Origin of the sequence: Iodidimonas sp. SYSU 1G8, assembly GCF_039655775.1 — a bacterium.
Classification (GTDB): Bacteria; Pseudomonadota; Alphaproteobacteria; order SMXS01; family SMXS01; genus RI-34.
Genome location: NZ_JBBYXJ010000001.1, coordinates 1,511,187 through 1,529,268, shown reverse-complemented (window position 1 = coordinate 1,529,268; position 18,082 = coordinate 1,511,187). Strand labels below are relative to the sequence as shown.

22 protein-coding genes and 2 tRNA genes are annotated in these 18,082 nt (G+C 65.0%); 16 read left to right on the top strand and 8 right to left on the bottom strand.

What is annotated here, in order from left to right:
* Positions 1–10: 10 nt before the first annotated feature.
* Positions 11–976, bottom strand: a complete 966-nt coding sequence (locus WJU17_RS07315; protein ID WP_346326670.1) for a complex I NDUFA9 subunit family protein — start codon at positions 974–976, stop codon at positions 11–13.
* A 195-nt stretch (positions 977–1,171) separates the two neighbouring features.
* Here WJU17_RS07315 and WJU17_RS07310 point away from each other — a divergent pair.
* The 8 genes from WJU17_RS07310 to ptsN all read left to right on the top strand — a co-directional run bounded on the left by WJU17_RS07310 (position 1,172) and on the right by ptsN (position 6,869).
* A tRNA-Leu gene (locus WJU17_RS07310) sits at positions 1,172–1,258 on the top strand.
* A 20-nt stretch (positions 1,259–1,278) separates the two neighbouring features.
* Positions 1,279–1,890 carry a ribonuclease D gene (locus WJU17_RS07305; RefSeq protein WP_346326669.1) on the top strand — a complete coding sequence of 204 codons (612 nt, stop codon included), beginning with the start codon at positions 1,279–1,281 and terminating at the stop codon, positions 1,888–1,890.
* A gap of 139 nt (positions 1,891–2,029) precedes the next feature.
* Positions 2,030–2,650, top strand: a complete 621-nt coding sequence (gene lptC, locus WJU17_RS07300; RefSeq protein WP_346326668.1) for an LPS export ABC transporter periplasmic protein LptC — start codon at positions 2,030–2,032, stop codon at positions 2,648–2,650.
* 9 nt (positions 2,651–2,659) lie between these two features.
* On the top strand, positions 2,660–3,235 hold the full coding sequence (locus WJU17_RS07295) for an LptA/OstA family protein (RefSeq protein ID WP_346326667.1): 576 nt from the start codon (positions 2,660–2,662) through the stop codon (positions 3,233–3,235).
* Between the two features lie 93 nt (positions 3,236–3,328).
* Complete coding sequence (lptB, locus tag WJU17_RS07290) at positions 3,329–4,099, top strand: LPS export ABC transporter ATP-binding protein (RefSeq protein ID WP_346327413.1); 771 nt, start codon at positions 3,329–3,331, stop codon at positions 4,097–4,099.
* Between the two features lie 100 nt (positions 4,100–4,199).
* Entirely contained in the window at positions 4,200–5,651 is a 1,452-nt protein-coding gene (gene rpoN / locus WJU17_RS07285) for an RNA polymerase factor sigma-54 (protein ID WP_346326666.1), read from the top strand.
* A 136-nt stretch (positions 5,652–5,787) separates the two neighbouring features.
* Positions 5,788–6,360: a ribosome-associated translation inhibitor RaiA gene (gene raiA, locus WJU17_RS07280; protein WP_346326665.1), complete on the top strand. Its 573-nt coding sequence runs from the start codon at positions 5,788–5,790 to the stop codon at positions 6,358–6,360.
* A 41-nt stretch (positions 6,361–6,401) separates the two neighbouring features.
* Positions 6,402–6,869 carry a PTS IIA-like nitrogen regulatory protein PtsN gene (gene ptsN, locus WJU17_RS07275; RefSeq protein ID WP_346326664.1) on the top strand — a complete coding sequence of 156 codons (468 nt, stop codon included), beginning with the start codon at positions 6,402–6,404 and terminating at the stop codon, positions 6,867–6,869.
* A gap of 57 nt (positions 6,870–6,926) precedes the next feature.
* Here ptsN and WJU17_RS07270 read toward each other — a convergent pair whose 3' ends face one another.
* Positions 6,927–7,142 (bottom strand): DUF1150 family protein, encoded by a 216-nt coding sequence (locus WJU17_RS07270; RefSeq protein ID WP_346326663.1) that lies wholly within the window; start codon positions 7,140–7,142, stop codon positions 6,927–6,929.
* Positions 7,143–7,176: 34 nt separating this feature from the next.
* The gene (locus WJU17_RS07265) at positions 7,177–7,587 is read right to left on the bottom strand and encodes an Hsp20 family protein (protein ID WP_346326662.1); all 411 of its coding nucleotides are present in this window, start codon (positions 7,585–7,587) and stop codon (positions 7,177–7,179) included.
* A gap of 274 nt (positions 7,588–7,861) precedes the next feature.
* Between WJU17_RS07265 and WJU17_RS07260 the strand changes: the two genes are divergently transcribed.
* Positions 7,862–9,508 (top strand): SPOR domain-containing protein, encoded by a 1,647-nt coding sequence (locus WJU17_RS07260; protein WP_346326661.1) that lies wholly within the window; start codon positions 7,862–7,864, stop codon positions 9,506–9,508.
* On the opposite strand, the gene WJU17_RS07255 is transcribed toward WJU17_RS07260, so the two are convergent.
* Positions 9,480–10,163 carry a glutamine amidotransferase gene (locus tag WJU17_RS07255; protein ID WP_346327412.1) on the bottom strand — a complete coding sequence of 228 codons (684 nt, stop codon included), beginning with the start codon at positions 10,161–10,163 and terminating at the stop codon, positions 9,480–9,482. The genes WJU17_RS07260 and WJU17_RS07255 overlap by 29 nt on opposite strands.
* Before the next feature lie 40 nt (positions 10,164–10,203).
* On the opposite strand from WJU17_RS07255, the gene WJU17_RS07250 reads away from it, so the two are divergent.
* Positions 10,204–10,335 carry a hypothetical protein gene (locus WJU17_RS07250; protein ID WP_346326660.1) on the top strand — a complete coding sequence of 44 codons (132 nt, stop codon included), beginning with the start codon at positions 10,204–10,206 and terminating at the stop codon, positions 10,333–10,335.
* Here the strand turns inward: WJU17_RS07250 and modA are convergent.
* The 3 genes from modA to WJU17_RS07235 all read right to left on the bottom strand — a co-directional run bounded on the left by modA (position 10,332) and on the right by WJU17_RS07235 (position 11,721).
* Positions 10,332–11,102 carry a molybdate ABC transporter substrate-binding protein gene (gene modA, locus WJU17_RS07245; RefSeq protein WP_346327411.1) on the bottom strand — a complete coding sequence of 257 codons (771 nt, stop codon included), beginning with the start codon at positions 11,100–11,102 and terminating at the stop codon, positions 10,332–10,334. The genes WJU17_RS07250 and modA overlap by 4 nt on opposite strands.
* Positions 11,103–11,242: 140 nt before the next feature.
* A tRNA-Ala gene (locus tag WJU17_RS07240) sits at positions 11,243–11,318 on the bottom strand.
* Between the two features lie 76 nt (positions 11,319–11,394).
* The gene (locus tag WJU17_RS07235) at positions 11,395–11,721 is read right to left on the bottom strand and encodes a TIGR02300 family protein (RefSeq protein WP_346326659.1); all 327 of its coding nucleotides are present in this window, start codon (positions 11,719–11,721) and stop codon (positions 11,395–11,397) included.
* A 155-nt stretch (positions 11,722–11,876) separates the two neighbouring features.
* On the opposite strand from WJU17_RS07235, the gene aroA reads away from it, so the two are divergent.
* The 5 genes from aroA (at position 11,877) to WJU17_RS07210 (ending at position 16,963) form a co-directional block, all read left to right on the top strand.
* Positions 11,877–13,202, top strand: a complete 1,326-nt coding sequence (gene aroA / locus WJU17_RS07230) for a 3-phosphoshikimate 1-carboxyvinyltransferase (RefSeq protein WP_346326658.1) — start codon at positions 11,877–11,879, stop codon at positions 13,200–13,202.
* Positions 13,199–13,828: a (d)CMP kinase gene (cmk, locus tag WJU17_RS07225; protein ID WP_346326657.1), complete on the top strand. Its 630-nt coding sequence runs from the start codon at positions 13,199–13,201 to the stop codon at positions 13,826–13,828. Before aroA ends, cmk begins: the two co-directional genes overlap by 4 nt.
* Positions 13,829–13,889: 61 nt before the next feature.
* A complete protein-coding gene (gene rpsA, locus WJU17_RS07220; RefSeq protein ID WP_346326656.1) occupies positions 13,890–15,608 on the top strand; it encodes a 30S ribosomal protein S1 in 1,719 nt (572 codons plus the stop codon).
* Between the two features lie 100 nt (positions 15,609–15,708).
* Positions 15,709–16,608, top strand: a complete 900-nt coding sequence (gene sppA, locus WJU17_RS07215) for a signal peptide peptidase SppA (RefSeq protein ID WP_346326655.1) — start codon at positions 15,709–15,711, stop codon at positions 16,606–16,608.
* Positions 16,609–16,681: 73 nt separating this feature from the next.
* Complete coding sequence (locus tag WJU17_RS07210) at positions 16,682–16,963, top strand: integration host factor subunit beta (RefSeq protein WP_346326654.1); 282 nt, start codon at positions 16,682–16,684, stop codon at positions 16,961–16,963.
* A gap of 25 nt (positions 16,964–16,988) precedes the next feature.
* Here WJU17_RS07210 and WJU17_RS07205 read toward each other — a convergent pair whose 3' ends face one another.
* On the bottom strand, positions 16,989–17,312 hold the full coding sequence (locus WJU17_RS07205; protein WP_346326653.1) for a hypothetical protein: 324 nt from the start codon (positions 17,310–17,312) through the stop codon (positions 16,989–16,991).
* Positions 17,313–17,332: 20 nt separating this feature from the next.
* On the opposite strand from WJU17_RS07205, the gene pyrF reads away from it, so the two are divergent.
* Entirely contained in the window at positions 17,333–18,058 is a 726-nt protein-coding gene (gene pyrF / locus WJU17_RS07200) for an orotidine-5'-phosphate decarboxylase (RefSeq protein ID WP_346326652.1), read from the top strand.
* The last annotated feature ends 24 nt before the right edge of the window (positions 18,059–18,082 follow it).

The following is an 18,082-nucleotide window of genomic DNA, read 5'->3' as shown; positions in this document are numbered from 1 at the left end:
GGCCGAAGGTTCAGATTGCCTCTGCAGGCTTGTTGAACTGACCCTGCTTGCGGAAGCGCTGGAGGTAGGAACCGACAACCGATTCAGCCGGCGTGGGGTCGATTCCGAAGTCACGCAGGGTGCGGTCCGACGTGACCACATTGTCGTGTTTCAGCAACTCGACCTGGTCGATGGTGAGCGGCGGATTCCATGGCGACAGCGCGAAGAGCGTCTGGCAGAGCCCGCCGATGATCTTGGCGAGGCCGAAAGGCAGCGGCATCATCATCTTGTCCCGGTGCGTCTGCGCCAACACCAGCTCGAGAATTTCCCGGAAGCTGTAGACGCGCGGGCCGCCCAGTTCAAAGGTTTCACCCAGGCCCTTGCCTTCGAGGGCCGCGATCACGATCGCCTGCGCCACGTCGCAGACATAGACCGGCTGGAACCGGGTCTTGCCGCCGCCGATCAGGGGCAGCGGCATGGGCATCCGGGTCATCGCGGCAAAGCGGTTGAAGAAGTCGTCCTCGGGCCCGAAGACGATACTGGGGCGCAGGATCGTCGCCGACGGAAACGCGGCGCGGAGCGCGTATTCGCCCTGCGCCTTGGTGCGTGCGTAATCCGATTCGGAGTCGGCATCGGCGCCGATGGCGGAGACATGCACCAGCCGGCCGACGCCGGCCGCCGCCGCCGCGCGGGCGACAACGCCCGGTCCCTCGGCCTGCACCGATTCGAAATCCTGGTGACCGGATTCGTAGAGGATGCCCGGCAGGTTGATCACCACGCCGGCGCCATCGACGGCGCGGGCGATGGAATCGGGATGCCGGACATTGGCCGCGGTGAGCTGGATCTGCCCAACGCTGCCCATCGGCTTCAGGAACAGGCCCTGATTGGGATGACGCACCGCCACACGGATGCGGACATGCTGCTGGGCAAGGAGACGGACAACGTACCGGCCGATGAAGCCGGAGCCGCCGATCACCGTAACGAGGTCACGTGTCATGAGGTCTCTGTTCGCGCGGATGCCTGAAACTGAGGGCTAAAATACCGCCGGGCCGCAGGATTGCTACCTGAAACTTCCGGCGCGCTGACATGCGCATCCGGGAAATGACACAAGAATGACGAATAGGTGCGATTGGCATGTTGACAACCAACACGGCGGGCAATAGGAACTGCCTCCACCGTGACACACGGAGTTGCCCAGGTGGCGGAATTGGTAGACGCGCTAGCTTCAGGTGCTAGTGATCGCAAGGTCGTGGAGGTTCGAGTCCTCTCCTGGGCACCAAAACACGGAACCCCCGTAGCATGACAATCACACTGCATCGCGGCGACCTGCCGGCGGGCGTTGGCTTCGGCCCCTCCGTGGCCATCGATACCGAGACCATGGGACTTCGCCCCGGCCGTGACCGGCTCTGCCTGGTGCAGCTGTCCTCGGGAGATGGCAGCGCCCACCTCGTGCAGATCCTGCCAGGCACGGATGCGCCCAACCTGAAGGCGCTGCTGGCCGATCCCGCGGTCCTCAAGCTTTTCCATTTTGCCCGCTTCGACCTCGCCGCCCTGAGCGGCGCGCTCGGCGTGATGCCGGCGCCGGTCTACTGTACGAAGATCGCCTCGAGGCTGGTGCGGACCTATACCGACCGTCATGGGCTGAAGGAGCTGTGCCGCGAGTTGATGGGCGTGGACCTGTCCAAGCAGCAGCAGAGCTCCGACTGGGGCGCGCCCGATTTCAGCGATGCGCAGCTCGCCTATGCCGCGTCCGACGTGCTGTACCTTCACGAGTTGAAGCGCAAGCTCGACGTGATGCTGGAGCGCGAGGGTCGACTGGCGCTTGCCCAGGCCTGTTTCGATTTCCTTCCCACCCGCGCCCGGCTCGATCTGGCCGGCTGGCCGGAAGAAGATATCTTCGCCCATTCCTAGGCGCGCGGGTGCCATGCCTGACGCGGTGGGCTTCCGGACGCGGTTCACCTTGATCCCGGCGACGAGTCCCCATAGATAATGCCGGGCGCCCCGATCGTCCTATGTTCATGGAAGTGGGTGTCGCTGCTGGAGAAAAGCTTTGGAGCCGCGCTACGACCTCCTCGTGACCCGAGAGGATCGATATAATCGCTACGTCCGGCTGATGAAGCGCATCCTGCCGGCGGGCGCGGCGGCGCTGCTGTTCGGTATCCTGATACTTCCTGCCGTGCGCGGCACGACGAGCGGTTTCACTCTGGCCTTTTCCGAGCTGAAGGAATCCGACGACAAAGCGCGCATGGTGGCGCCGCGCTTTGTCGGAACCGACACGCAAGACAGGTCGTTCTCGATCAGTGCCAATTCGGCCTATCACGACGCGACGAATGACGAGACAGTGATCCTCGATACCATAACGGCAGACGTCAAGATGAAGGGCGATTCCTGGGTCGCGCTCGATGCGCCGGTGGGAACGTTTCGGCCCAAGGCCGAGATTCTGGATTTGACCGGTCAAGTCAATGTATTCTCGGACTCTGGCATGGAGGTTCATACCCCCAAGATGTCGCTGGACCTTGGCAAAGGCATGGGCACCAGCAACGATGCGGTGCATGGTCAGGGGCCATTCGGCAGGTTCCAGGCCGGCGGCGTCGATGTCGATGTCAAGAACGAGAACATAACTTTGCGCGACGGGGTGAAGATGACCGTTTATCCCCGCGCGGTCGATTAAGGCGCCCGAATGCCCAGCAAGAAAAAAAGCCTCTGTCTCGGACTTGCCCTCGCCTTGATGGTCGCGCCGGCGGCCATGGCCGCGCAAAACGGCTTCAGCAACCACGACGCGAAGGATCCGATCCAGTTCTCCGCCGACCGGCTGGAGGTGAAGAAGGAAGGCCAGGTGGCCAGCTTCATCGGCAAGGTCGAGGCCGTGCAGGGGGACATGACCCTGCTGGGCGACGAGGTGAGGGTCTATTATCAGGACAATCCGGCCGGCGCAGGGCAGGCGAAGAGCGGACTGACCGGCTCCGTCACCCGCCTCGACAGCCGGGGCAACGTGCGGATCACCTCCCGCGGCGACACCGCCGAGGGCGATTGGGCCGTTTACGACATCGGCCGCCAGTTGGTGACCATGGGCGGAAGAGTCGTGCTGCGGCAGGGCGACAGCGTGGTCCGGGGCAGCCGGCTCGAGATCAATCTGGATTCCGGCAAGGCCAGGTTCCAGGGTCTCCCCGATCTGGCGGGCGAACAGCGCGTCCGGGGCGAGTTCACGCCCGCGACCGGCAACAAGCCGGCAACTACCCCGAAGCAGGACAGGTAAGGCACTCCATTGTCGACTGGCGAAGGCAAGCTCAAAGCAGGCGACCTGTTCGAACAGGGGCAGTCCAAGGTCTTCGAGGCCATCGCGGCGACCGTGAAGGATGACGGGCAGGCGCCGCCGCCGGTCGATCCGGCGCGGCAGCGCGAAGGGCTGTTCGCGGTTGGGATCGGCAAGAGTTTCAAGGGGCGCCCCGTGCTCAAGGGCATCAGCCTCGACGTGCACCGCGGCGAAGTCGTCGGCTTGCTCGGCCCGAACGGCGCCGGCAAGACCACTTGCTTTTATGCCATTGTCGGATTGATCCGGCCCGATTCAGGGCAGATCGTTCTGGATGGCCTCGACGTCACCACGCTGCCCATGTACCGGCGCTCGCGTCTGGGGATCGGCTATCTGCCGCAGGAAGCCTCGATCTTTCGCGGCATGTCGGTCGAGAACAACATCATGGCCGTGCTGGAGCTGGTCGAACCGGATCGCGAAACGCGCGGCCAGATGCTTGAGAACCTGCTTGAGGAATTCGGCATCACCCGGCTGCGCCATTCACCGGCGCTGTCCCTGTCGGGCGGCGAGCGACGCCGCGTCGAAATCGCCCGCGCCCTGGCCGGCAAGCCCAGTATCATCCTGCTCGACGAGCCGTTCGCCGGCATCGATCCCATTGCCATCGGCGACATCCGCGATCTGGTCGCGCATCTCAAGGACCGCGGAATCGGCGTGCTCATCACCGATCACAACGTGCGGGAAACCTTCGACATCATCGACCGGGCGTATATTATCTATGACGGCAATGTGCTGATGAGCGGTACGCCCGACGAAATCGTGGCCAACGAGGATGTCCGCCGGGTGTATCTGGGAGAGAGATTTATCCGGTAAGACGCGCGTGCTCCCTTGGTCGGCGGCGCGCGGTGCCGGCGGATAGGATCTGATGGCATCCGGATTGCGACAAGTTCTGCGGCAAGGCCAGCAATTGGTCATGACGCAACAGTTGCAACAGGCCATCAAGCTGCTGCAACTCTCGAACCTGGACCTTGTCTCCTTCGTGGAGCAACAGGTCGAGTCCAATCCTCTGCTCGAATTCGATTACGCGGCCGGCGATGCACCTCTCGCGGAAGCCGCGACCGGTGTCGATGCGGCGACGCCCAGCACGCCCGCGCTGGATACGCCGGATGCGCCGATCGACAGCGGCTACGATAATGTCTTCACCAATGACGATCGGGACCTGGGGCCTGCGCCGGTCGCCGACGATCTCCTGCATGCCTCACCCGCCAGTCCCTGGAGCGGCGGCCGTGAGGGCGGCGAGGGTGGCGGCCCGTTGGATGACCCATCGGCGCGCCTGGCCGTTCCAACGACCCTGCGCGGACATCTGACTGACCAGCTTGGCATGACGTTGGCCGATGGGCGCCAGAAGATGATCGGGAGCTACCTCATCGATCTGGTCGATGACAGTGGCTATCTGCGCGATTCCATTGCGGAGGTGGCCGAACGGCTCGGCTGCGCGCTGGACGATGTCGAGCGTGTTCTCGACATCCTGCAGCAGTTCGACCCGCCCGGCGTATGCGCGCGCAACCTCGCGGAGTGCCTCGCTCTCCAGCTGCGGGACCGGAACCGGTTTGATCCGGCCATGGAAACATTGGTCGAGAATCTCGAAGCCCTCGCGGAGGGCCGTATCGACTGGCTCAAGCGGCAGTGCGGCGTCAGCGACGAGGATTTCGCCGACATGCTGGTGGAGCTGCGGGCACTGGATCCAAAGCCCGGCCTGGCCTTCGACGCGGTCACCGCCGACGTGGTCACGCCTGACGTCTTCGTCGCCCGCAGGCCGGACGGGTCATGGGGCGTGGAACTCAACGCGGATGTGCTGCCCCGTGTGCTGGTCAATGCGCATTATTATGCCGAGGTGCGGGTCGCCAGCCGGTCCAAGCACGACCGCGCCTATCTGTCCGACTGCTTCAGCAATGCCAGCTGGCTGGTCAAGGCGCTGGACCAGCGTGCGAAGACGATCCTCAAGGTGGCCGCCGAACTGGTCCGCCGCCAGGAGGGGTTCTTCCTGCGCGGCGTCGCTCATCTGCGCCCCCTCAACTTGAAGCAGGTCGCCGATGCCATCGGCATGCATGAAAGCACCGTCAGCCGTGTCACGGCCGGCAAATATCTGTCTTGCGCGCGCGGAACCTTCGAGTTGAAGTATTTCTTCACGGCGGCGATCGCGGCGGCCGAAGGGGGCGAGTCCCATTCCGCCGAAGCAGTCCGCCACCGGATCCGGGAGTTGATCGACAAGGAGTCGCCGAACGCCATATTGTCCGATGACAGGCTCGTGGAGCTGCTCCGGGACGATGATATTGATATCGCGCGTCGCACGGTCGCAAAGTACCGGGAGGCGATGCATATTCCGTCATCGGTGCGAAGACGGCGGCTGAAAGCAGGGCGGTAGGAACGGGGGCTCAGAATTTGACAGTCAACGCCGACACCACTATGGTCCGCGCCTCTTGGCGGGGGCAAGATCCGCAAGAGTCGGCTTCGGCACCTCTTGGAACTCATCACGAAGATCGCAGGGTGTAACGCAAAGCATGGAAATTCACGTCAACGGCAAGCAGATCGATGTAGGCGAGGCACTGCGCAAGCACGTGACAGACCGGATCGACGAGACGGTGAGCAAGTATTTCGAGCGCGCGGTCAGCGCTCACATTACCTTCTCGCCCGAGGCCCATATGATCCGCGTCGAGTGTCTCGTGCATGCGGGGCACGGCATCCAGATGCAAAGCCACGCGTCTGCCGCGGATCCCTACGCGACCTTCGATCAGGCGCTGGAGCGGATCGAGAAGCGCCTGCGCCGGTACAAGCGACGCCTGCGCAATCATCATGCGAACCACAAGGGCGACGCGGAACTGGTCGAAGCGGCCGGTTACGTTCTGGCCAGTGAACATGAAGATCACGAGGAACCGGAAGATCACCAGCCGGTTATTGTTGCGGAGATGCGGCTCGATATCCCGACCACGACCGTCGGCGGGGCTGTCATGCGCATGGATCTGTCGGACGCACCGGTCGTGATGTTCCGTAATTCGTCCCACGGTCGTCTCAACGTGGTGTATCGCAGGCCGGATGGCAACATCGGCTGGATCGATCCGCAGGGCCAGAACTAGGTCATGCTTTCAAGCCCGTCTCGCTGAGGAACGGATGCGCCATGGAAATTCAGCAGCTTCTATCGCCTGACGCGGTTTTTGCCGGCTTGAAGGCCAGCAGCAAGCGTCAGGCGTTGCAGGAATTGTCGGAGCGTGCGGCGACCCTGACAGGCATCGCCTCGCGCGAGATCCTGGAGACGATCCTGGGCCGTGAGCGTCTTGGGACCACGGGCGTGGGGCAGGGCGTGGCCATTCCCCATGGACGGCTCGAAAAGATCGACAGGTTGTACGGGCTATTCGCCAAGCTCGATGAGCCGATCGATTTCGAGTCCATCGACGATCAGCCGGTGGATTTGATCTTCATGCTGCTTGCCCCGGAGAGCGCGGGCGCGGACCATCTCAAGGCGCTGGCGAAGGTATCCCGCCTGTTGCGGGACCGGGCGATGTGTGAAAAATTGCGCGGTGCCGACGGCGCGGGAGCGTTGTATGCGCTCCTGACACAGGGGAATGCGCAGACCAACGCCGCCTGAACGCGGCTTTCTAACGACAAGCGGCGAGGCCCGGGCCTCGCCGCGTTTGTTTGAGGGTCAGTGGACGCTGACCAGCGTCATGTCATGCTGGAGCGCCGCCGCCTGGGCGTGATCGGCGCTTGCCAGGAGGCCGATGGGTTGCCCGGCGCCGGTATGGACTGAAAAGGCCAGCACGCCATTCTGCACTATGGGGCGGATATAGATGGTATCCTCGGCGCCGAGGGCGAGAAACGCCTCGGGCGTCAGGTTCTTCAAGGTATGTGTCTCGATCATATCGACCTCTCCTTTCGCGAGCCGGTCACAGGCGTTATCTGGTGACGATATCGATTCTCCGAACCACGCTTTGCGTCTTGGGGCGCGTCAGCTCGATGGTCAGAAGACCGTTCTCGACACCCGCGCGTACCACTTCGATCCCCTCTGCCAAGATGAAACGCCGCTGGAACTGTCGGGTTGCAATTCCCCGGTGAACAAAATTGCGGGTCTTGTCCTCGGGTTGCGCCCCCGCGACGACCAACTGGTTGTCTTCAACCGTGGCGCTCAGGTGCTCGGGCAGGAAACCGGCCACGGCGAGCACGATGCGCCATGACGTTTCACTGGTCTGTTCGATGTTGTAAGGCGGATAGGCATCGTCGGCCGATCGTGCGGCGCGCTCCAGCATACTTTCCAGCCGATCGAACCCGAGCAGAAAGGGACTCGATAGCAGAGATACACGCGTCATATTGCCTCCTTCCCGGAAGCGGGCAATTACGGGCCCCGAAGGCACCCAGATTCCGCGGCCCGACCGTCGGCGCCGCTGTTTCCTATGTGGGAAAGACCGGTGGGCTTTCAAGAGACAACAGGCCGCTGATGGACGCTCCCGCGGGCTGTGCCTATAGTGGACGATCACTCCGCTCGAATGGATCGCCGTGCTCCGACCGACGCTTATCTTGTGGCACGTCACCCGTGCCGACACTGATGATGGCAAAGTCAGCAACTCCGCAGGTCGCCTCCCCATGTCTGTCCTCTTTCGCCCCATGACGGTCCCGCGCGTTCCCGTCGCGGCGCTGGCGCTGGCGCTGGTGCTGGCGCTTGGCGGGGCAGGCAGCGCGCAGGCGGATTTCCTGGCCGGCGCCGCCGCCTATGAACGAGGCGATTATCCCGCCGCGATCCAGGAATGGGTGCCTCTGGCGGAGAAGAACGACCCTCGGGCCTTGTTCAATCTGGGGCAGATGCACCGTCTGGGACGGGGTGTCCCTCGCGACCTGGCGCGAGCCGAGGAATATTATCTGCGCGCCGCGGGCCTCGGCCATGTTGGAGCTCAGGCCAATCTGGGGTCCATGTATTTCGAGCGCAGTCCGGCAGAAGGCGGCGACGCCATTTTCTATTGGCGTCAGGCGGCAAGAGGGGGTGACCCGGCGTCCCAGTACATGATGGGTGTGCAGTACTTCAACGGCGACTATCTGGCGCAGGATTTCGTCGAGGCCTATGCCTGGTTCAGCCTGGCTGCCGCGGCGGGCCAGTCGGAAGCGCGGTCGGCCCTGTCCATGGTGAAGGCATATCTGAGTCCTGAAGGGGTCGCCGAGGCCGAGAAGCTGGCCGCCTCGCTTGTCCTGCCCGACTCGCCCATCACGGCGGCTGTCGCGCCGTCCGGGCCGCCTGGGGCGTTCAATGGCGAGGCTATCCTGCATCGCCCTGGGGGCGATCTGGTGCTGGGCGAGCTCGATCCCATACCGGCGGAGGTCATTGCCGGTGTCTCGCCGCTGGCGAGAGTGGTCGATTCCTCCATGCTCACGGGCCCGGCCAGGACCGTGCCATCCCCGACGCCGCCCGAGCCGGCGCGCGCGCCGCCGGCCGCTGATCCGGAGCCGCCCCAAGCGGTCCCGCCGCCGGGACGGACGGCGTCGGTGCCCATCCCGGTGCGGCCCGCCGCGGCGCCGGCCGACCGGCCCGCCCTGCATGTGGCCAAGCCTCCTGAAACGCAGCCGGGCGTGGTGTACCGGGTCCAGTTCGCCTCGCTGACCAGCGCCGCCGAAGCCGCGGCTCTACGGGAGGCTTTGCTGTCGCGCCATGCGGCTGCCCTGGGCGCGGCGGGTGTCGATATCGAAACCCTGCGGGTGGGCGGCGTCGCTTCCTATCGTGTCCGGACCGGCCCGCTGGCCGGAGAATCCTCGGCCGAGGCGCTCTGCGCCGCGGTCGGCAGGACGGGGCAGGGTTGCCAGCCGGTCAAGTCCATGAGGATCGGTGTCGCGGCGGCACCCCGGCCGGAGGTGGAGACAGCGGCGCCAGCGCCCGTCCCGGCGCCGGTGACCGTGTCGCGGGCCATCAAGGTGCGCATGGCCAATACCGATCCCGGACCATCCAGGTCGTCGGTTACCGGCGGCTTCAGAGTTCAGGTGGGCGCGGGCCGTACCGAGGACGAGGCCCGTTCACGCTGGTCCCGGCTGGTGGCCGAACATCCAGCCCTGCTCGGGGACAAGGAGCTGTTCGTTCTGCGGGCCGATCTTGGCGAAAAGGGCGTCTATCACCGCCTTCAGGTCGGCGCTTTCGATGATCGGGCGGCCGCCGCCGATCTGTGCGAACGGCTGAAGGCGGAGGCGGTCGATTGCTTCGTCACCGAAAGCCGTCAGACGCTCAACGCCACCCCTCGATCCAGCGATTGAGCAGGTCGGGGGCCGCCGCCTCGACCGCGTCGCGCACGGCGGCGGTGCGCTGGCGAAGTCCCGGAACGTCCACCCCGGAGGCCGAGAGCTCGGCGGCGTGACCGATCAGCCATTGCTCGATGCGCCGGGGATCGGCCTCCGCATGGAACTGAAGCGCCAGTGTGTGCGCGCCAATAGCGAAGGCCTGATGCGGATAGGTGTCCGAGGACGCGAGCAATGCCGCGCCCGGAGGCAGGTCGAACGTGTCGCCATGCCAGTGCAGGACCGGAGTCTCGGCCACCGCCGCCAGGCAGGATTCGCGGCCATCGATGGTCAGCTGTATCCGGCCCCAGCCGATTTCCTTGCGCCGGCCCGGATAGACTGGGGCGCCAAGCGCGGCGGCGATGAGCTGGGCGCCGAGGCACAGGCCCAGCGTAGGGAGCCCGGCCTCTACCCGGCGCTCGATGGCGGCCAGTTCGTCGAGCAGGAAGGGATAGCGGTCGCTCTCATAGACCCCGATCGGGCCGCCGCAGATCACGGCCAGATCGGCATCGGCGATGGCGTCCGCGATATCGTCGATGCCGGCGTCGACTATTCGGATGGTCCAGCCCCGCGCCTCGAGCGGGGCGGCGAACAGTCCCAGATCCTCGAAGGCGAGATGGCGGATGACCGACACGTGAGGCAAGGCAGTTCTCCGGGCCCGTGAGGACCTGCGTATGAATGAACCCGTCGGCGCCGCGTGCCCCGGTGCCATGCGAGAGAATGCCCGCTTCGTCTATACCGTACCAGGGCAGGGAAAATCCACCGGGCCCGTCACCCGCCGCAGGATCGGCGTCGATATTTTCTAGGGCAGCGGCGAGAAACCGTATTTATCGAACACGGCCTTCGCCCCTTCTTCCGTCAGAAAGCCGAGGAAGGCCTGCGCCTGGGGGTTCCCGCCTTTTACCAGGGCGACCGGATAGACGATGGGGGTGTGGCTGTCCGCGGGAAACAGGCCCACGATTCGGACCTTGGGCTCCACCGTCACGTCGCTGCGGTAAACGATTCCCAGCGGCGCCTCGCCGCGGGCAACGAAGGCCAACGCCGAGCGGACGTTCTCGGCGGGCAGCAGCCTGCCGGCGAGACTGTCCCAGACGCCGAGCGTGCGCAGGGCGTCCTCGGCATACCGTCCGGCGGGCACGAAAGCGGGATCGCCCAGCGACAGGCGGCCCCCCGTGCCGAGCGCGGCCGCGATGGGAAAGCCGCGCTTGATTTCCAGCTGGACGGCGCGGTCCGACGGGGCAATGAGCACCAGGCGATTCGCCACGAGGTTTTTCCGGCTCGCCGTTTCGATCAGGCCGCGCTCCTCGAGATAGTCCATCCATTCCGTATCGGCGGAGACGAAAAGGTCGGCGGGCGCGCCGGCCTCGATCTGGCGGGCGACGGCCGAACTCGACGCGAATGAAAATCGTACGGCAACCCCGGTTCTGGCCGTATAGGCGGCGCCGAGATCCTGCAGAGCGTTCGTCAGCGAGGCCGCGGCGAAGACCGTGATGCCCGGCGATTCGGCGCGCGCCGGCAGCGAGAACGTCAGCGCCGCCAGGCTGGCGGCCAGAAGCAGGACCTTTGTCCGCATCCATTTCAATCGAGACATGAGGTTTCTCCAGCCAGATTATCGCTATATCTGACGGAATATATCCAAGATTGGCAAGGCCATTGGGTTCCAATGCGCGACAGGCATGAAAAAGCCGCCCGAAGGCGGCTTTTCTGGGGTTCTGGTGGAGCTGAGCGGGATCGAACCGCTGACCTCTACAATGCCATTGTAGCGCTCTCCCAACTGAGCTACAGCCCCCCAGCTGGTGTTCGGTGGGCCACCGACCCGCCGAAGCCGCGTCTATATGCGCGGGGGCGATCCGAAGGTCAAGCGACTATTTATCGTCGTCGCCATCATCTTCGACATCGACCTCCACTTCCACGTCGATATCGTCTTCCTCGTCCTCGATCTCGAGGATGGAATCCATGTCGCCATCATCGTCCTCGAGGATATCGTCGTCGTCCGCATCCGCCACGGGCGCCTTGACGACCTTCTTTTCTTCAACCGCTTCCGCGACCGGGCGCCGGGGCTTCAGGATCGCCTCGGGCAGGAAGGTGTGGCTGCAGTTGATGCAGGTGATCGGATCGGATTTACCCAGATCGTAGAAGCGGGTGCCGCATTTCGGGCACTGGCGCTTTGTTCCCAGCTCAGGCTTTGCCACCTTGTCCTCACTTTGACTGCGACGGTTTGGATTGGCGAAACCCATTGCCACGCGCGGCACCGGGTGTCAAAGCCCTATTTGGTTCGCGGCACGTAATTGGCCAGCCTTGGAAGCTGTGCTAGAGAGGCGCCGCAACCCGAAAAGGAAACCGACTCATGGGCGCGCGCACCGCTTTCAGGATCACCGGGCTGACCGGACGGCATGCCGCGCCGGGCGACAAGTCCATCTCGCACCGCTCGCTGATGCTGGGTGGTCTCGCGGTTGGCGAGACGCGCATTTCCGGCATGCTCGAGGGCGAGGATGTGCTGGCGACCGGCCGCGCGATGCGGGCGCTGGGCGCCGAGATCACGCGCGGTGACGACGGCGTCTGGAGCGTGCATGGCACCGGCGTCGGCGGGCTGGCCGCGCCGTCCGACGTGCTCGATCTGGCCAATGCCGGCACCGGCGTGCGGCTGTTGATGGGCGTCGTCGCGACCCATCCCTTCACCACGGTCTTCACTGGCGATGCATCGCTGCGCAAACGGCCGATGGAACGGGTGATGGCGCCGCTGCGTCAGATGGGCGCCCGCTTCACCGCGGCGGAAGGCGGCCGGCTGCCGTTGACGGTGGAAGGCGCCTCGACGGCCTTGCCGATCCGCTACGCGCTCCCCGTGCCGTCCGCTCAGGTGAAGTCGGCCATCATGCTGGCGGGGCTCAATGCCCCCGGCAAGACCATCGTGATCGAGCGCGAGCCCACCCGCGATCACACTGAGAACATGCTGCGTCACTTCGGCGCGTCGGTCTCCGTGGAGCATGGCCCCGAGGGTGACGTCATCACGCTCGACGGCTATCCAGACCTGCGGGGCCGGGCGCTGGTCGTTCCAGGCGATCCCTCCTCGGCGGCATTCCCGCTGGTTGCCGCGCTGATCACCGAAGGCTCGGAACTGACCGTCACGGGACTTTCGGTGAACCCGCTTCGCGCCGGTCTGTTCGACACGCTCATCGAGATGGGCGCGTCGCTCGAGATCACCAATCGGCGTGTCGAAGGCGGCGAACCCGTCGCGGACATCACCGCGCGCTCCAGCACGCTGCGTGGTGTCGATGTCCCTGCCGAGCGGGCACCCAGCATGATCGACGAATATCCGGTGCTGGCCATCGCCGCCGCCTTCGCGCAGGGCCGCACGACCATGCGCGGACTCGGAGAATTGCGGGTCAAGGAATCCGACCGGATCAGCGCCATGGCGCGCGGTCTCGCGGCGAACGGCGTGACGGTCGAGGAACTCGAGGACGGCATGATCGTCGATGGACGCCCCGGCGACGTGCCCGGCGGCGGCACGGTCGAGACCTTCATGGACCATCGCATCGCCATGTCCTTCCTGGTCATGGGCTGCGCCTCGCGCAATCCGGTGACCGTCGACGAGGACGAGATGATCGCCACTTCGTTCCCGAATTTTTCCGGGTTGATGGCCAGTGCCGGCGCCCGACTGGAGCCCGCGGCGTGATCATCGCCATCGATGGGCCGGCGTCGTCGGGCAAGGGAACCCTCGCGCGCCGACTGGCGGCCCACTACGGCGTGCCGCATCTGGACACCGGATCGCTCTACCGCGCGGTCGCGCTGAGCCTGCTGGACGCCGGCGCCTACCTTGGCGACTCAGGCGCGGCGGAGGCCGCGGCCCGGGCGCTGACCGACGATATTCTGGCCAGCCCACGCCTGCGCGACGAGCGCACGGGCGAGGCGGCGTCGATTGTCTCGGCCATGCCGGGCGTCCGGGCGGCACTGCTGGAGTACCAGCGTGCTTTTGCCCGCCAGACCGGCGGGGCCGTGCTCGACGGTCGCGACGTGGGTACCGTGATCTGCCCCCATGCGACGGTGAAACTGTTTGTCACAGCCAGTGCCGGGGTTCGCGCCGCGCGCCGCGCCGCGGAACTGCGCGCGCGGGGCGAGCCGGCCGACGAGGCGATCATCCGCGCCGATATCGAGCAACGTGACCGGCGCGACGCCGAAAGGGCCGTGGCGCCGCTGAAGCCCGCGGCTGACGCGCACTTGCTCGATACCTCGAATTTGGATATAGAGGCCGCCTTTGAAGCGGCGAAAGCCGTCGTCGAGTCCGTCATCGCCGCGAGGTGATGCGGAAAGACCGCCGGAAAAACCGGCTGGCCGGTAACGATACAGAGAAGCAGGAGCTTATATGTCATCTACCACTCAATCCGCGGGCAACTCGGCCCGTGACGAATTCGCGGCCCTTCTGGACGAAAGCTTTGGCGGCGGTGAAGCCATCGAAGGTTCGGTGGTCAAGGGCACCGTGGTCGGCATCGAGAACGACGTGGTCGTCGTCGATGTGGGCCTGAAGGCCGAAGGCCGTATCCCGCTTGGAGAATTTGGTCCGCAGGGCGGCCGTCCGGCGCTCAACGTGGGCGACACGGTCGAGGTGTTCCTCGAGCGTATGGAAAACGCGATGGGCGAGGCGGTCATCAGCCGCGAACGCGCCCGCCGTGAAGAAGCCTGGGATCGTCTTGAAGATGCGGCGGGCGACAGCTCGCGCGTCGAAGGCGTCATCTTCGGCCGCGTCAAGGGCGGTTTCACCGTCGATCTCGACGGCGCCGTGGCCTTCCTGCCGGGCAGCCAGGTCGACATCCGCCCCGTGCGCGACGTCACCCCGCTGATGGGCATCACCCAGCCCTTCCAGATCTTGAAGATGGATCGCCGCCGCGGCAACATCGTCGTCTCGCGCCGCGCCGTTCTGGAAGAGACCCGCGCCGAACAGCGCACCGAACTGCTGTCCAATCTGCACGAAGGTCAGGTGCTCGACGGCGTCGTGAAGAACATCACCGATTACGGCGCGTTCGTCGACCTGGGCGGCATCGATGGCCTGCTGCACGTCACCGACATGTCGTGGCGCCGCATCAACCACCCGTCGGAAGTCCTGAACATCGGCCAGACCGTCAAGGTACAGGTGATCAAGGTCAATCCGGAAAGCCAGCGCATCAGCCTGGGCATGAAGCAGCTCGAGGCCGATCCGTGGGATGGCATCGACGCCAAGTATCCGGTTCGCGCGACCTTCACCGGCCGTGTCACCAACATCACCGAGTACGGCGCCTTCGTCGAGCTGGAGCCCGGTGTCGAAGGTCTGGTGCACGTGTCCGAAATGTCGTGGACCAAGAAGAACGTTCACCCCGGCAAGATCGTGTCGCAGAGCCAGGAAGTCGAGGTCATGGTCCTCGACGTCGATCCGTCCAAGCGCCGCATCAGCCTGGGCCTCAAGCAGGTTCAGGACAATCCGTGGGAATCCTTCTCGGATGCGCATCCGGTCGGCTCGACCGTCGAAGGCCAGGTCAAGAACATCACCGAATTCGGTCTGTTCATCGGTCTCGACAACGATCTGGACGGCATGATCCATCTGTCGGACCTGGACTGGAACCGTTCGGGCGATGAGGCGATCAAGGACTACAAGAAGGGCGATACCGTCAAGGCGATCGTTCTCGACATCGACATGGAAAAGGAACGGATCGGTCTGGGCGTGAAGCAGCTCGGCGGCGACCCCTTCGCTGGCGTTTCGTCCAGCACCAAGAAGGGCTCGATCGTCACCTGCATCATCACGGCGGTGACCGAGAACGGCCTCGAAGTGAAGTTCGGCGACTCTGATTTCCCCGGCTACATCCGCCGTGGCGATCTTGCGCGCGACCGTGGCGATCAGCGCCCGGAACGCTTTGCCGTCGGCGACAAGGTCGATGCGCTCGTGACCAACGTCGACAAGTCGGCGCGTCGTATCGCGCTGTCGATCAAGGCGCTGGAGATCGAGGAAGAGAAGCAGGCCGTGGCTCAGTATGGTTCGGCCGATGCCGGCGCCAGCCTGGGCGACATCCTGGGCGCGGCCATGGACAAGGCTCGCCGGGAAGCCAACGACTAAATCTCTCGTCATCGAGGGATTCTGACATGGAAGCCCTCTGGCCTGTTCTCAGGCCGGGGGGCTTTCTTTATGATGAGCCCTCTTGCTCGTGGAGTGCTGAATGGCGATCGATGTGGATGAACTGCTGGCCCGGCGCAAGCTGAAGCGCCGACTGGCCTTCTGGCGCGTCGCGGCCCTGGTCCTGGTCGTCGGTCTTGCCCTCGCGGTCTTTGGCGGCAAGGGCAAGGGCGTCCTGCCCCATATCGCCCGCGTCAATATCGACGGCGTCATCATGGACGAGAAGGAGCGGGAGGAGTTGCTTGGCGAGATCGCCAAGAATGATTCCGTCAAGGCCGTGATCGTCCGGATCAACAGTCCGGGCGGCACCGTGGTCGGCTCGGAAGTCATCTACAAGGGCCTGCGCAAGATCGCCGAAGAGAAGCCGGTTGTCGCGGTCATCGACGCCATGGGCGCGTCGGGCGGCTATATCGCGGCGCTGGGCGCGGACCGCATCTACGCCCGGGACAACGCGCTGACCGGCTCGATCGGCGTGATCTTCCAGGTGCCGGAGTTCTCGAAGCTGATGGACAATATCGGCGTCAGCGTCAACGAGGTGAAGACGTCGCCGCTCAAGGGCGGTCCGTCGCCCTTCGAGCCGATGTCCGACGAGATGCGCAAGAGCATCGAGTTCATGCTCGACGATGCCTTCGACTGGTTCAAGGCGCTGGTCCAGGAGCGCCGCAACTACACCCCGGAACAGCTCGCCGCCGTGGCCGATGGGCGCGTCTATTCCGGACGGCAGGCCATCGGGAACGGGCTGATCGACGAGCTGGGCGGCGAGGACGAAGCCATCAAGTGGCTGGAGACGGAAAAGAAGGTGACGAAGAAGCTGCCCGTGGTCGATGCCGACAAGCAGGAGGAGTTCCCGTTCATGGCCAAGGCGATGGCGATGGTCTTCGGCGATACCCGCCTGGTCGACCGGCTTTCCCTTGACGGCGTTCTGACGCTCTGGCACCCTTAATGCTTCCGAGACAAGAGGTTGAGCGGGACAGGCTGGGGGTCGGTCGTCTCTTGACGGCGGGGGTGTAACTCAGGTGATCAAGTCAGAACTTATCCAGCGGCTTGCCGAAGACAATCCGCATCTCTACCAGCGTGCCGTCGAACGGATCGTCTCGACGGTCTTCGACGAAATCACCAGCGCCCTGGCGCGGGGTGATCGGGTCGAGTTACGCGGTTTCGGCGCGTTCTCGGTGAAGTATCGCCCCTCACGGCTTGGCCGCAACCCCAGAACCGGCGACGCGGTCGATGTCTCGGCCAAAGCGGTGCCGTTCTTCAAGACAGGCAAGGAACTGCGCGAGCGGCTGAACGACAAATAGTCGTTCGCCGTCGCTTATCGTTTCTTCACAGCGCCTGACGCACTAGGCTGACGGCATGAGTCGCCTGCGTCTTCTGTTCACTTTGCCCCTGCTGGCCATCGTCGTCGTGTTCGCCGTTGCGAACCGAGGTGCCGTGCCCGTGGATTTCTGGCCGTTCCCGTGGTCCATGGAATTGCCGCTGTTCGCGGTCGCGTTCGGTGCGTTTTTCCTCGGCGCGGTCAGCGGCGGGCTTGCCGTGTGGCTGGGCGGTGTGAGAAAACGTCGCCGCGAACGCCGTCTCGCCGCTGATCGTCACAAGCTGGATGCCGTCGACGTCAACAGGATCGATGCCGGTGTCGTCGCGGAACATTCCGGATTGCCGAGGTTCTGATGTCTGATGCCGACAAGATTTTCTGCGCCCTGGACACGCCATCGTTGCAGGTGGCGCTGGACTGGTCCGAGCGGCTCAAGGGGACGGTCGGCGGATTGAAGCTGGGACTGGAGTTCTTCGGGGCGCAGGGACCTGACGGTATCCGCAGGGTTGCGGCCGGCGGCATGCCCATCTTTCTAGACCTGAAGTTCCACGATATTCCCAACACGGTCGCCCAGGCGGTGGCTTCGGTGACGCCGCTGGCGCCGCTGCTGCTGACCATTCACGCGGGCGGCGGCCGGACCATGATGAAGGCGGCCGTCGACGCGGCGGCCGAGGCCGCGGCCAGGGCAGGCGTCGCACGCCCGAAAATCCTGGCGGTCACCGTGCTGACCAGCATGGATCAGGGCGATCTCGCCGACATCGGGATCGACGACAGCGCCGAAGCCCAGGTCGTCCGGCTCGCCCGGCTGGCGCAGGATGCCGGGGTCGACGGCGTGGTGTGCTCGCCGCGCGAGATCGCGCCGATCCGGGCCGCCTGTGGTCGCGACCTGATCCTGACCGTGCCCGGCATTCGTCCCGCCGGCGCGGCGCTGGGCGACCAGAAGCGCGTGATGACGCCGCGCGATGCCGTTGACGCCGGGGCAACCTATCTGGTGATCGGCCGGCCGATCACGGAAGCCGCCGATCCGGTGGATGCCGCCCGATCCATCGCCGAAACGCTGGCTCCCGCCACGGCGGGTTGACACCCGGCGGCCGCGGCTCATATG